Origin of the sequence: Vibrio ruber DSM 16370, assembly GCF_900163965.1 — a bacterium.
GTDB classification, from domain to species: Bacteria; Pseudomonadota; Gammaproteobacteria; order Enterobacterales; family Vibrionaceae; genus Vibrio; species Vibrio ruber.
Map to the genome: position 1 here is coordinate 15259 of NZ_FULE01000048.1, position 14168 is coordinate 29426.

Genomic DNA, 14168 nt, shown 5'->3' on the forward strand with positions numbered 1-14168 from the left:
AAAAAGAACCAGAAAAAACACGTGATTATTTTTAAGGAATGGACGAATGAAAGACCATCAGGTATCAGAAGAACTATATGATCTGACTGGTACGCAGCAGGGGATTTGGTTCGGGCAGCAAGTGATGCCCAGACCTGAAGCATTTAATGTAGCCCATTATACCGAGATTGACGGAGCGATTGATTTAGAATGCTTCACGCAAGCGGTCAATCGTGGTGTCGCAGCCGCTGACTCGCTGCATCAGCAATATGTAGAAACAGACGGAACTGTCAAACAAGGCAGTCATGGGGGCAGATTAGGGCAAGATGTTTTGGAAATCATGGACTTTTCCCAGTCGGCATTTGCTGATGAATCAGCGCTGGCATGGATGCAAGCCGATCTTGCGACACCGATCGATCTGCAAGGGGATTCTCCAAGATACCGCCACTGTCTGATCAATGTCGGTACATCGGGTAAACCGGCGTGGCTCTGGTATCAGCGCTATCATCATATTGATGTGGATGGTTTTAGTTTTAATGCAATCACGCAGTATATCGTCAGTGAATACAACCGGTTAACAGCGGGGACAGCCGCACCGGTGCCGTTTACCCCGTTTCAAGACGTAATTACTGAACATCAGCAATTTTATCAGTCTGAGCAGTTTCAAACCGCGCGCAGCTTTTGGCAGCAAACTGCGAGTCAGCTGCCTGAGATGATTTCGTTAGTCACCGGCGGACACCAAACCTTAGCCACCGGCGTCGAGAGATTCAGCATTGATCTGGCGGGCGGGGCATGGCTTTACCGGGGAGGGAATCAAGTGCTCCCTTCAGAGTTTGCCATGGCGTTGGTTTTTGCCTACCTCCATTTAGTTTCAGGTGAGCACCGCCTGTGTGTCGGCTTTCCGTTTATGCGCCGCATGGGAAGTGCGGCAGCCAGTTCGACCGGCGCGGTGGTCAATGTGCTGCCGTTGACGCTGGAAGTTGAGCCCGAGATGACCCTCTCTGATGTCGCCCGGGCGATGAACAAGGTCATTCGTCAGACCCGCCGTCATCAAATGTATGATGCTGAACAAATCCAGCGGGATTCAGGCAGAGTCGGGCAACCCTTGTACGGGCCGCTGCTGAACTACAAACCCTTTGAAGAAACAATCAATCTGGCTGGCACGACAGGCTATACTCACATTCTTTCAGCAGGCCCGATTGACGACATTGAATTCTCTCCGCAGCTCAGGGATGACCAACTGCACCTCACACTGACCGCCAATGCCGGGAAATATTCACAACAGTCACTGGCTCTGCATGGTCAGCGTTTTGCTCATATGGCCGGGCAGATTGCCCGCAACCCGGATATACCGCTGCATGCACTGGAGATCATGCCTGCCAGTGAACAACAGCAGATAATGCAGTGGTCAACCGGAACCGTACTTGAAGACTGGCAGCAACAGGGGAGCGTGCTCGCGGTATTTGCGCGTCAGGTTAAACAAAAGCCTGACGCGGTCGCTTTAAGCTTTGCCGGGCAGCATTGGACATTTGCCCGGCTTGATCAGGCGATCGACAAGCGGGCGCAACAGATATACGCCTTAGGCGCAGACAAAGGCGATATCATCGGGGTTGCTTTGCCGCGTAGCGCGGAAACCATCATTACGATGCTGGCGATTCTTCGTATCGGTGCGGTCTACCTGCCAATTGATCTGGCCTATCCTCAGGAGCGGATCGAAACCATTTTAACGCAAGCCCGGCCAAAGCACGTGATTGTCGGGCAGTCAGAGATACTGTCGTGGTATCACTTAACGTCTTGCATCTCGCTGAATGAGCTTGCCAGCCAGCAGGTGACCGAACGGGTAAGCCTTGAGATTGCTCCTGCTGATGTGGCCTATATCGTTTTTACCTCCGGCTCGACCGGGACACCCAAAGGCGTGATGAACACCCACGGAGCGTTGCTCAATTTATTGCTTTCGCACCAGCACTCTGTTTTTGCCAAGACGATCCGGCACCTTGCTACGCAACAACAATGTGCTGCGCACGACGTGCAGGTTCGAGCGGCACATACCACATCGTTCTCGTTTGACGCATCCTGGGAACAAGTGCTTTGGATGCTGTGTGGGCATTCCCTTTACCTGTACGACGATGAGCAGCGTAAAGATGCCTGTGAGCTGAGCGAAAAAGTCGCCCGCGATCAGATCAATGCTTTGGATCTGCCGCCTTCGCTGTTGAGTCAAATGCTCGATAACGGACTGATGGAAGCTGACCATGTCCCTTCACTGGTGCTGATCGGCAGTGAAGCAGTGCCTGAGCAACTCTGGTCAAGGCTCAAAACCTACCCGGATTTGCTGGTTGAGAACTGCTACGGGCCGACCGAGTTTACCGTTGATGCGGTGAGTGCATCACTCTGCGCGGACGATACACCGGTGATCGGTCGCCCCATCTTAAACGCCACAGCTTATGTGTTCGATCAGCAGTTGAATCCGGTGGCCGTCGGTCGCGTCGGCGAGTTGTATCTGGCCGGAGCCGGGCTGGCAAAAGGCTATTTAAACCAAGCCGGCATGACGGCAGAGCGATTTGTGGCAAACCCGTTTGAAGACGGACAAATCATGTACCGGACCGGTGACTTGGTGAAATGGCGTGATAACGGTCAGCTGGACTTTATCGGCCGCAGCGATGACCAGGTCAAAATTCGGGGGTTCCGGATTGAACTGGGGGATGTTGAAAGCGCTGTGAATGCGCTTGAAGGGGTTGACACGACGGTGATTATTGCTGAGCGCCACGGAGAATCACACCGACTGATTGCCTACTGCACCTTGGTCAATCACGCCCGGGCGTTGCTTGATGAGCAAACCTTATTGACCCAAATTGCCGCGACGCTCCCCGAATATATGGTACCGGCCGCAGTGGTGATCATGGCGCAGTTTCCCCTCAATGTGAATGGCAAAATTGACCGAAAGTCACTGCCTGAACCGACGATTGTGTCTGGCAATACATGGGTGGCTCCGACCAGTCCTGAAGAGCAGGTGCTGTGTGATGCGGTGGCTGAGTTGCTCGGTGTGGGTCAAGTCGGCATTGCAGATGACTTTTTTGCCTTGGGGGGCGACAGTATTTCTGCCATGGGGCTGGGGACATTACTGAGAAAGTCCGGTTATGAGCTGCGCCCCAGAGAAATATTTGCAGCACGTCAGTTAGGCGTGATGGCTGAGTCGATGAAACCTCTGCGTCATCACGTGGCACAGAAGCAGGACGGAGAAATTCAGCCGCTGCCAATGTGGCGTTGGTTTGAAGAAACTTTTGCCGAAAATACCCGCTATGTACAAGGCGTCTTTGTCGAGATTGAAGCAGATATCACTTTGCATCATCTTCAGGCCGGTTTACAACAGCTGGTTGCCAGTCATTCGGCTTGTCGGCTGATCAAGCGTGATGCACGTTATATGATTGAGCCGGTCGAACAGTTGGCCGTGGCATCTTGGGTTGCAACGCGGCAGGTGGACGATCTCGATACCGCCGATCTGGACGGTATTTTTGAACAAGGCAGTCAAATACTCTCTCCGGACAGCGCGATGCTCCGGCTGGTCAATCTGCGTGACCATGCCGGGCGAAGCGGGCTGATGATTCTTGCTCACCACTTGATCATTGACGGTGTCTCATGGCGTATTCTGTTACCGCAGTTAAAAACCGTCGTCCGTGCCCAAGTCAACCAAGTCAATGCAGCGCTAACACCGGAAGTCACGGGGATCAATTCATGGTCGCAAGCACTTTATCAACATTTGCCCCGGCTGACTCAGCAAGCGCAAGATTGGATTGCGCAGCAATCGCGTCATATTGAGCCACTCAAACCGCAAACGGAACCGGGGCGTGTGGTTCAGCGCCGGATGATGCTACCGGCAGCGCTGACCCAAAACATACTCAGTTACTGCCAAGATGCTCAGGCTATCGACGTTGATGAACTGTTGATTGCAGCGGTCACTTCAGCGCTGGGTCAGTGTTATCAAAAAGAAGCGATCAGGCTGTATTTAGAGTCTCACGGTCGCGAAGAATTTGATGCTTCACTCAACCTCAGTCAAACCTTAGGCTGGTTTACCACTGAATTCCCGTTAGTTATCGAGCTGCCCGAAGACGGTGAAGTATCAGCATTACTCAAACAGGTGAAGCAATCAAAGCGCAGTGTCACAGACCGGGGATTGGGCTACATGGCACTCCGGTATTTAGACAACACGTATCGCGAGACACTTACTGCGTTATCTCAACGCAATCAGGCGTCGCTCCTGTTGAACTATCTCGGCCGGTTTGAGCAGTCTCCGGGAACGTGGTCACCGATCAGCCGGGCGGGCAAGTTTGCCGACACGTTTGCGGTTTCGCTCAACAGTGAGCACGCACTGTTACATCCGCTGGAACTGAATATTTTCGTCGATGAAAGTGATCATCAAGCGCAGTTTGCGCTGAATTGGGCGTGGGATGAGGCGCAATTCAGCCATGATGAAATCAACACAATCTGTGAGCGGATCACTCAACGACTGGAAGCCATCCTGTGTTGGTTGCAAGAGCAGCCGATACCGCAAGTGACGCTGCGGGTTCCGGCTGAATATACGGAGAGCGGTATTTCACTGGATGCTGCTGCTGCGTTATCGGCTCGCTTTGGCCCGCTGCACGATGTGCTGCCAGCTTTGCCACTGCAAGAAGGGTTGTTGTTCCAGTCACAGTTGGGCGATATCAATAGCAATTACAACTCAACCACCCGACTGACTTTTCAGGGGGAGGTTAATCCACAGCAAGTTCAGCGAGCTTTGAATGCGGTCATCGCACGTCATCCGCAATTACTGGCTCAATTCGACAGCTCAGTTTTAGGCCGGACGGTGCAGTTGATTCCTCAAACCCGTGCTTATTGGCCGCTGGTGTCTGTGGACATCCGCCAAGAGAGTCAGCAACAGCAACAGGCGTTGCTTGCCCAAACAGAACAGCAAGAGCTGATTCGCCAGTTTGACCTCAATGATCCCAATGAATCATTGCTCGGTGCGACCTTGATTCATCATGGTGAAGCGTCCAGTACGTTGTTTATTTCAGCGCATCACTTGGTTGTCGATGGTTGGTCAACGCCGATCTTACTCGGGGACTTTCTGAGCGCGTATGCAGCAGAACATCAACACCTGCCACCGCTGTCGGCTCACTATGCCGATGTTGTTCGCCAACTGAACCAGCGCGATAAAGTGCCGGCGCGGGCGCTTTGGCAGCAAGTGTTGCAAGACGTGACGCCAACCATGGCTTTCGAAGACGTCCCGCTTGAAGCGCGCGTCAAAGAGCATGAGCTGATCATTGACGCGGCAAAAACGCAGCAACTCAGTCAACGGTTGAGTGCTTATGGTTTAACGATCAACGCACTGATGCAGGGGATTTGGTCATGTATTCTGGGGAGTATGACCGGGCGGGAAGATGTGGTCTTCGGGACGCCAATCTCAGGGCGGTTCGGACGGGTTAAAGGTATTGATGAACATATCGGTTTGTTCAGTAATACCATACCGGTGCGGATGAAACTTCATGCCGGACAGAGCCTGTTGGAACAGTTGCAGGCGCATCAGGCCACACAGATCCAACTGCTTGAACATGATGAACTTGGTTTGGGTGAAATTCAGCAGTTAGCCGGGGGAGAGACGTTATTCGATACTTTGCTGGTGGTGGAAAATTACCCTGACCACTCGCAATGGTACAGTCAGGATTATCAGGGAGCTAAGCTGACTCATATTCACAATCGTGGTTATACCCACTATCCATTGACGATTCTGGTGCTCCCCGGTAAGCAAATTCATGTGCTGTTTGAGTACCGGGATACCGTCGGGATTGCGCAGCAAGTGATGCAGCGCTTTGAAAAACTGCTGCAAGCCGTGATTGATACCCCTGAAATCCCCCTGGCGCAACTCGATTTACGTTTGGCGGCAGAAATCACGCTCCAGAAACGCGTCAATCAGACGCAGGCCGAAGTGGGGGATCATACGCTGCGTTCACTGATGGCTGAGCAGGCAGCGCGGACGCCGGAACAGATTGCACTGATCGACAGTGACAACCGTTTGAGTTACCAAGCCATGCGTGAGCAAGTGATTGCGATTGCCAACCTGCTGGTCAGTCATGATGTGGGTGTGGGCGATGTGGTTGCGGTCGCATTGCCAAGAAGCGTTAAGCTCAGTCTGGCTTTCAACAGTATTATTGAATGTGGTGCCGCTTATCTGCCGCTCGATGTCAGTTATCCTGATGACCGACTGGCTTACATGATCGGTGATGCGCAGCCAAAACTGATCATCACCACCAACGAGTATCAGGCGCGTTTTGGTGAGCTGGGGGAACTGTTAATGTTAGATCAGTTGCCTGAGCCGACGCCGTTCAGTGATGTGCCACATCAACAGGCGCCGCGTCCGGAACACGGTGCGTATATCATCTATACCTCGGGGTCTACCGGCAATCCGAAAGGGGTGCTGGTTTCTCACCAAGCCATTGTCAACCGCTTGCAATGGATGCAGTCTGAGTATCAGCTCAGTCACCATGATGTGGTGTTGCAGAAAACCCCGTGCAGTTTTGATGTTTCAGTGTGGGAATTCTTCTGGCCGCTGATTCAGGGCGCGACGTTAGTGATGGCGCCCCCGGAGTCACATAAAGATCCGGAATGGCTGATGGCGGTGATTGAAGATTACCAAGTCACAACAATGCATTTTGTACCGTCAATGCTTGCGGCGTTTATGGCATCGGTTGCCGCGCATCACGAACAGATCACCAAAGCTGCGCCGAGCTTACAGCGGGTCTTTTGTTCCGGTGAAGCGCTGTCGAAAGAACTCGCCGATGTCTATGCGCAATGGATCGATGCTCCTTTACATAACCTGTACGGCCCGACGGAAGCCGCAGTAGACGTGACGTATTGTCCGGCATTCGGTGCACCGCTCAGGGAGAGTTTCGGGCACAGTGTGCCGATTGGTTTGCCGGTGTGGAATACCCGGCTGTATGTGTTGGATAGTTTTCTGCGGGAGACACCGGTCGGTGTGCCGGGTGAGTTGTATCTTGCCGGTGACCAACTGGCGATTGGTTATCTGAATCGCAGCGCGCTGACCGCAGATCGGTTTATTGCCAACCCGTTTGCCAGTGGTGAAAGGATGTATCGCACGGGGGATGTTGTGCGCTGGCTGCCGTCGGGCAAAATCGAATATCTGGGAAGAAGTGATGATCAGCTCAAGATTCGCGGACAGCGCATTGAACTGGGTGAGATCGAAACCGCACTGCAATCTCTGCCGGGTGTCAGGCAAGCGTTGGTGTGCGCCAAAGCGCTCGGCTTAGAAAAGAACATGGCCGGGGCGGATGATCGTCAGTTGGTTGGTTATGTCATTCTGAGTGAGGACGGGCATACCGATGGTGACCGGCTCAAGGCGGCCTTGTCTGAGCAACTTCCGGCGCATATGGTTCCGGTTGCGATCATTGTACTGGCGGAATTTCCGCTCAGTGCCAACGGTAAGTTAGATCGGAAAGCACTGCCGCTGCCGAGTGACATTGTCACGGCTGAAGGGCGTAAAGCGCGCCCCGGTCTGGAAGCACAGCTGGTGGCTATTTTTGCCGATGTGCTGGGCATTGACACATTATCCGCAGAAGATGATTTCTTCGCCCTGGGGGGACACTCTTTAATGGCGATGAAGTTAGCAGCAGAGATCCGGCGCGTGTTGCATGTACCGGTGACAGTCGGCCAGATCATGGTGCATCCGACCGTTGCAAAACTGGCGCTGTTACTGCTCGATGATGATGCCCGCAATGATCCGACCTTAGCCGGGTTCGGGGAAGTTCTGCCCATCCGTGCCGGTCATGGCCCGGCTTTATTCTGTATCAATTCAGCGTCGGGTTTTGCCTGGCAATACACCGGGTTGCCGAAATATCTGCGTGGCAGCTATCCGATTGTCGGCCTGCAGTCACCGCGTCCGTCCGGGGCGATTGCGGCAGGCACCGACATGCAAGATGCCTGTGAGATTCATATGAAAGCCCTCAAACAGGTACAGCCCCACGGGCCGTATCATTTATTGGGTTATTCCTTTGGCGGCACCGTGGCACAGAACCTTGCAGCGAAGCTGGTGCAGCAGGGTGAGGAAGTAGCGTTTCTTGGTCTGCTGGATACTTATCCCCCCGAAGGACAGGACTGGGACGGGCCAATGAATGAAGAAGCGCAGGATGAAATCGAACGGGAGAAAGATCTGTTTCTGGCGGCCAATGATGTGACCGATGATGAACTTGACCAGCAAAGGTCGGCAATGTTTCAAGACATTACGGCCAACTATGCCGATGCAGTCCGCCTGTTATCCGGAGCGCGCTCATCCGAATATGAGGGCCGGGTTGATCTGTTTGTGGCGCAAAGAACATTGCCGCAAGGCTATGACATCGACCACCACTGGCAGCCGTTCCTGACCCGGCTGGAAAAACACTATTTTGATTGTTCTCACGAAGACATTCTCGCGCCGGAGCATGTCCGGGAAATCGGTGAACAACTCGATACGCTGTTGTGCCAGATAGAAACGCTCAAAGCATAAATCACAGAACCGGCATTCGCCGGTTCTTTTTTACGTGATCAAATTTTTTAATTTAAGCAGGAGATTAACTTGATAACGGTTTCGGGATAACCAAGGGGGTATGGGTTAACGGGTCATCAATAATAAGACTGTTTAACCCGTAGACGTCGCGGATCAGTGTTTCACTCATTACTGTGTTCGGCGCTCCTTGGGCGATAACCGCGCCCGACTTCATCACAATCAGATGATCCGCGTAGCGACAAGCATGATTGAGGTCATGCAACACCGCAACAATGGTGCGATCTTCTTGTCGGTTCAGTTTTCTGAACAGTTCCAGTAACTCGATTTGATGCGCGATATCCAGATAAGTTGTGGGTTCGTCCAATAGCAGATAAGGCGTTTGCTGGGCCAATACCATTGCCACCCAGACACGCTGGCGCTGCCCGCCGGACAACGATTCGACAGTCTGTTGTAGCAAGGCTTCAATCTGAGTGGCTTTAATGGCGTCATTGACGGCCTGTTCATCCTCTGATGTCCAGCGGCGCAGAAAGGACTGATGCGGAAAACGTCCTCTTGCCACCAGATCATGGACTGTAATGCCGCCGGGCGCGATTGCGGATTGAGGAAGCAGCCCCAGAATTTTCGCCAGCGCTTTGCGCGAATAGTGTTCAAGGTTTTTCCCGTCAAAACAGATCTGCCCCTTGCTTGGCGAGAGCAGTTTGCTTAATCCGCGGAGCAGGGTGGACTTGCCACAACCGTTAGGGCCCAGAATCACGGTAAATTGCTTATCCGGTATGTGGAGTGACAGCCCCTGAGCGATCGGCTGATCCTGATAGGCGAGGGTAATATTTTCGGCTATCAGACGACTTGTATCGGTAAGTGTTGCGTGCAGTACATCAGTCACAATATCAGTTTCCCGATTGTTGAATTAAAAGATAGATCAGGTAGAAACCACCAATACTGATGGTGACAATGCCAACAGGTAATTGGTTCGGTGCAAAGAGATTCGCTGCGATAAAGTCTGACAGCGTCAGGAGCATTGCGCCCATCAATGCTGCCGGAATGATGGCGACACCGCCTTCCCGGGTGAGTTTCTTCGCCAGTTGCGGGGCAACCAGCGCAATGAAAGCAATCGGGCCTGCGGTCGCTGTCACGGCTGCGGTTAAAATGACCCCGAATACCATCGCCAGCTGACGTGTTTTTTCACTGTGGATACCCAGCATATTGGCACTGTCATCTCCCATTTCGAGGATGTTCATTTTTCTCGCCAGCATTGCTGCACCGAGTAAAGCAATACCAATAAAGGACAGTGACGGCACAACCTGATGCCAGCTCAGACCATTGAGTGAGCCCGCACCCCAGAGCGCTGCTGCCATCGAGGTTTCTAAGCTGCTTGAAATCATCATCCAAGTATTAAACGCACTCAGCATCGCGCTCACACCAATGCCGATAATAATCAGACGAAAACCTTGTATCCCTTGCTTAAACGCCAGCACATACACCACACCGGCACAAATAATACCACCGATAATCGCACCGCAAGCGATCTGCAAATCGCTGCCGCCAAACAGAATAATGACCACCAACGCACCGGTATAGGCACCGGTATTGAAGCCAATTACATCCGGGCTGCCCAGCGGATTGCGGATCAGGGACTGAAACAATGCACCGCTGACCCCCAGCGCCGCGCCAAAAACTAATCCGGCTGTGAGGCGGGGCAGCCGCCATTCGAGAACAACCGTGGTCAGGAACTTTTCCCCTTCACCGAACAGCACTTGTGAGAGTTCGGCAAAGGTGGTCTTTAACTGCCCGGTGGAGAGGGCAAAAGTCGCGACGGCAACCGTGAAAAAGAGCAGAACGACGCACCATTTGAGCGTGTGTTTCGAGAGCAGAATATTGAGCCAACCGGATTGGCTGCCGAGTAAAATGGTCTTAGATGGTTGCATTATAGTTTGCCAAAAGAGGTGACTTGACGCGCCAGATAAATCAGCACCGGTGCGCCGACAAAAGCTGTCACAATGGAGACCCGAATCTCATTGGCGGCGATAACCCGGCCGACAATATCAGCACTGATGATTAACAGCGGGCCGAGCACAATGGCATAAAGCGTAAGCCACAGCTGATTCGGGCCGGATAAACGGCGGGCAATATGGGGAATCATTAAGCCGATGAAGCCAATCGGTCCGGCAATTGCGGTTGCGCTGCCACAAAGCAGGGCAATGGCAAATAAAGCGCTCAGCTGCACCAGCTTTACCGGCGTGCCTAAACCTTGGGCAATCTCTTCTCCCAACGCAAGGTTATCTAAAGCGGGTGCAATCATGAGCGCTGCGATGATGCCTGCCAGAATCGGTAAAACAGCCATCGATGCGAGGGACAGATCGCGGATATCCAGTGAGCCGGCATCCCAAAAACGCATCTCATCGAAGGCCACCGGATTCATCAGTGTTATCGACGAAGAAACGCCCGCGAGTAACGCCCCGATAGCCACCCCGGCTAAAGTGATTTTGAGCGGATTGACTCTCGCTTCCTTATAGGTGCCGACAAAATAAACAAAAACGCTGGTGAGCATCGCGCCGAAAAACGCCAGCCAGAGATGCTCTGTCATACTTTGATTCCCCAGCAGCACAATCCCCGCCAGTACAAAGAAACTTGCCCCGGCGTTCACGCCAAGAATTCCCGGGTCGGCAAGAGGATTGCGTGTGATCGACTGAATTAAGCCACCGGCCACCGCTAAGGCGGCACCGACCAGTAAACCGAGCAGGGTTCTTGGTAACCGGCTCTCGACAATAATCAAACTTTCGGTGGAGTCCGCTTTGGCGAGTAATACATCAATCACCACACTGGGTGAGATACTTTTGGCACCCACAAATAGACTGATGGTGCAGACGAGCATCAGGACGAATATCAGCGTGATGAGTTTGGCCGACTGTGAGGCGTGTTTTATAGCGCTGGACATGGGCGTTTTCAGCGCCTGATGAGGTGTACCGGATTGCGGCGATGGATGATTCATGAATCTTAATAAAAATAATTATCATTTCCATTATTATAAATAAATGATTAGAATGTTCAAGCTTCAAGCACTCTTAATCAAGAGTAACGCCTTTAAATTCCTCAAATTTTGACGTAGAAGATGATGAAAACGCCCAAACTGCTATTAGATTTTAGCCTGCTAAAAGAAAACCCCCATTTCAGAATGGTGTTTATTGCCAGAATGATGTCCGTGCTTGCTTTAGGCATGATGACGGTCGCGGTGCCGATCCAGATCCATCAAATGACCGGTTCAACGCTGCAAGTCGGCCTGATTATGGCCTTAGATGGTATCGGTATGTTTGTCGGCCTGTTATTCGGAGGCGTGCTCGCCGATAAATATGACCGGCGTAAATTGATTCTGATGGCGCGCGCAACCTGTGGCATCGGCTTTGGTGCATTAGCGCTGAATAGTTTATTGGCGCACGCCTCCCTGACCGCACTTTATCTGCTCTCTGTATGGGATGGTTTTTTCGGTGCGATGGGCATGACGGCTCTGATGGCCTCTCTCCCGGTGATTGTCGGGCGGGAAAATCTGCCGGCGGCTGCGGCCTTGAGTATGCTCACCGTGCGCATCGGTATGGTGCTCTCACCGGCAATCGGCGGGCTGATTATTTCATTCGGGGATGTCAGCTGGAACTATTTAGCCGCTTCCGTCGGGACACTCGGTACCCTGATTCCGTTATTCCGACTGCCGACGATGCAACCGACGCATCATGCCCCGGAGAACCCCTTATTGTCTCTGTATGAGGGCGTGAAGTTCTTATTTTCCAATAAAGTTGTGGGTTGTGTGGTGGTGTTCGGGACGTTAGAGACGCTGGCAACAGCAGTTCGGGTGATGTTCCCGGCTTTGGCACTGGAAACTTTTACCGGCAATGCGGCGAATGCCGGTTTGATGTATTCCGCCATTCCTCTGGGAGCCATGATCGGTGCGTTAACGTCCGGGTGGGTAAAAACGGTACGCAAGCCGGGCATGGTGATGATTTATGCAACAATGGGGACTTTCTTATCCATTGTGTTGATGGGGCTTGCCGGTCACTTCTGGTTGTTCTTAGCGATTTTGGTGGTCTACGGCTATGCCGGATCGGTTGCGTCTCTGCTGCAATATTCAATTGTACAGGGACACACACCGGATCACTTGTTAGGCCGGGTCAGCAGCCTGTGGACCGCGCAAGATGTCACCGGTGATTCGGTCGGTGCACTGGGGCTCGGTGCGCTTGGTAAAGTGATGGCCCCGGCGATGTCCGTGTTGAGCTTTGGTATCGGAGCGACCGGAATCGGGCTGTTGATGGTGATGGCGTTTCGTTCACTGCGGCAGGCAACATTGTTCGATCCTGCGTTAGCGCCTCAGGAAGAAAGCGAGACGCCGCAAGCTGTGACGAACTAACCATAAACCGCCTCAGACGAGGTAATGTCAGTCAGTTAAGACATGAATTACAGGACCCATTGAACGATCCTATCAATATGTAAGAATCCGATATCGGTTATGTGGTATCGGATTCTTATGCGTTTCTTCATCGCGTTCTTCAATGCTTTGCTGCCTCTTCGCAAGTCGTTGGCGGCAGCACATAAACTCGATGGGATTCACGCAGCGCAATATGATGCAGCCGGGTACATTCGATATAACCGTATTCTTCAACTTTGTGCGTGAGTTTGGTGTGATAGACAAAGCCGATCACAAAACCGATTGACCCCAAAAACACCATAGCAGGAAATAGGTATCTTGTTTGACAGGCTGTGATGACAGTAAATACCCCAAAAATACACAAGGCTGTACAGACGCCTACCCAGACGAATGGTGCAGTATTATTCATCATCCCAAAAATCGTAATGATAGAATCACGCCCAGCAGAATGGTAATCATCCAAAAAATCGTTTAGTCGATATATACCGAACCAGAGTATTGCTATTGAAACAATAAGCGCTAGCAACGCTTTAAATCTAAATTTAATCTGTGTATTCATGAATTAGTTTCTCGATCTTATCTTGCATAGGCTGCGTATATTGATATTGTTTGTCTAGATTTCCTATGTAACTACCAATGAGAAATGAACCAAACGCAAATAGACCTAAAGACACTGCTATTGGTAACGTAGCACCGGCAAATACAACCGCCACACCTTCTACAGCTAGAACCAGTCCTTGCGCTAATGCTGCCGCCGTAATGCCTCTGATCACATCCCCGCCCAGCCAGCGACCGACGACATGACTTAAGGTTTGCTCATGATGCATCATATAATCAACACCGTTGACTGCACCACTAAATACAATCTCAACAAACACATTCCCTTTAAAGAAGGCCGCATTGCCTTTGAATGTATTCAAACCGTAACCGACTTTGAGCATTTGCGGTGTGGCTTCTTTCCATGTGATCCCCAAATCCAGATAACGGGGCTTATAATTCTCAATCACAATATGCGCTTTACCGTTGATATCGATCGCTTTGGCCGTGGCACCGAACGCGCCTAAATCTTTGGCCGCTTCATAAGCCGCCTTCATGCCCGACCCCAGCCCGGCATAATCTTTTCCGCCTGAGAGGTCATTGTAACTGTCTTTTGTCACGCTTGACAGGTAGGCTTGTACCTCTCCGCTCATCATGGTGATCTGCCGCTGTGTTTCCACTTTCAGCAAATGCAGATACTCAATAGCCTCA

Annotated in this window: 7 protein-coding genes; 2 read left to right on the top strand and 5 right to left on the bottom strand. The window is 52.0% G+C overall.

From position 1 onward, the window contains the following. Window positions 1-46 precede the first annotated feature (46 nt). Window positions 47-8509 carry a non-ribosomal peptide synthetase gene (locus tag VR7878_RS17075; RefSeq protein ID WP_077337246.1) on the top strand — a complete coding sequence of 2821 codons (8463 nt, stop codon included), beginning with the start codon at window positions 47-49 and terminating at the stop codon, window positions 8507-8509. 64 nt (window positions 8510-8573) lie between these two features. On the opposite strand, the gene VR7878_RS17080 is transcribed toward VR7878_RS17075, so the two are convergent. The 3 genes from VR7878_RS17080 to VR7878_RS17090 all read right to left on the bottom strand — a co-directional run bounded on the left by VR7878_RS17080 (window position 8574) and on the right by VR7878_RS17090 (window position 11498). Beyond that, entirely contained in the window at window positions 8574-9308 is a 735-nt protein-coding gene (locus VR7878_RS17080) for an ABC transporter ATP-binding protein (RefSeq protein WP_205409482.1), read from the bottom strand. Window positions 9309-9396: 88 nt separating this feature from the next. After that, window positions 9397-10434, bottom strand: a complete 1038-nt coding sequence (gene fepG / locus VR7878_RS17085) for an iron-enterobactin ABC transporter permease (protein WP_077337248.1) — start codon at window positions 10432-10434, stop codon at window positions 9397-9399. Then, complete coding sequence (locus VR7878_RS17090) at window positions 10434-11498, bottom strand: iron chelate uptake ABC transporter family permease subunit (protein WP_077337249.1); 1065 nt, start codon at window positions 11496-11498, stop codon at window positions 10434-10436. Before VR7878_RS17090 ends, fepG begins: the two co-directional genes overlap by 1 nt. 123 nt (window positions 11499-11621) lie before the next feature. Between VR7878_RS17090 and entS the strand changes: the two genes are divergently transcribed. Then, window positions 11622-12902 carry an enterobactin transporter EntS gene (entS, locus tag VR7878_RS17095; RefSeq protein WP_077337250.1) on the top strand — a complete coding sequence of 427 codons (1281 nt, stop codon included), beginning with the start codon at window positions 11622-11624 and terminating at the stop codon, window positions 12900-12902. 139 nt (window positions 12903-13041) lie between these two features. Here entS and VR7878_RS17100 read toward each other — a convergent pair whose 3' ends face one another. Next, window positions 13042-13479 carry a DUF1240 domain-containing protein gene (locus VR7878_RS17100; protein WP_077337251.1) on the bottom strand — a complete coding sequence of 146 codons (438 nt, stop codon included), beginning with the start codon at window positions 13477-13479 and terminating at the stop codon, window positions 13042-13044. Next, a partial coding sequence (locus tag VR7878_RS21130; protein ID WP_077337252.1) for a hypothetical protein occupies window positions 13463-14168 on the bottom strand: 706 nt, incomplete at its 5' end. The genes VR7878_RS17100 and VR7878_RS21130, both read right to left, overlap by 17 nt.

Bases quoted from the DNA above. Each gene is read 5' to 3' on its own strand.
- VR7878_RS17100 (WP_077337251.1), bottom strand. From the start codon at position 13,479: ATGAATACACAGATTAAATTTAGATTTAAAGCGTTGCTAGCGCTTATT.
- entS (WP_077337250.1), top strand. From the start codon at position 11,622: ATGAAAACGCCCAAACTGCTATTAGATTTTAGCCTGCTAAAAGAAAAC.
- VR7878_RS17090 (WP_077337249.1), bottom strand. From the start codon at position 11,498: ATGAATCATCCATCGCCGCAATCCGGTACACCTCATCAGGCGCTGAAA.
- fepG (WP_077337248.1), bottom strand. From the start codon at position 10,434: ATGCAACCATCTAAGACCATTTTACTCGGCAGCCAATCCGGTTGGCTC.
- VR7878_RS17075 (WP_077337246.1), top strand. From the start codon at position 47: ATGAAAGACCATCAGGTATCAGAAGAACTATATGATCTGACTGGTACG.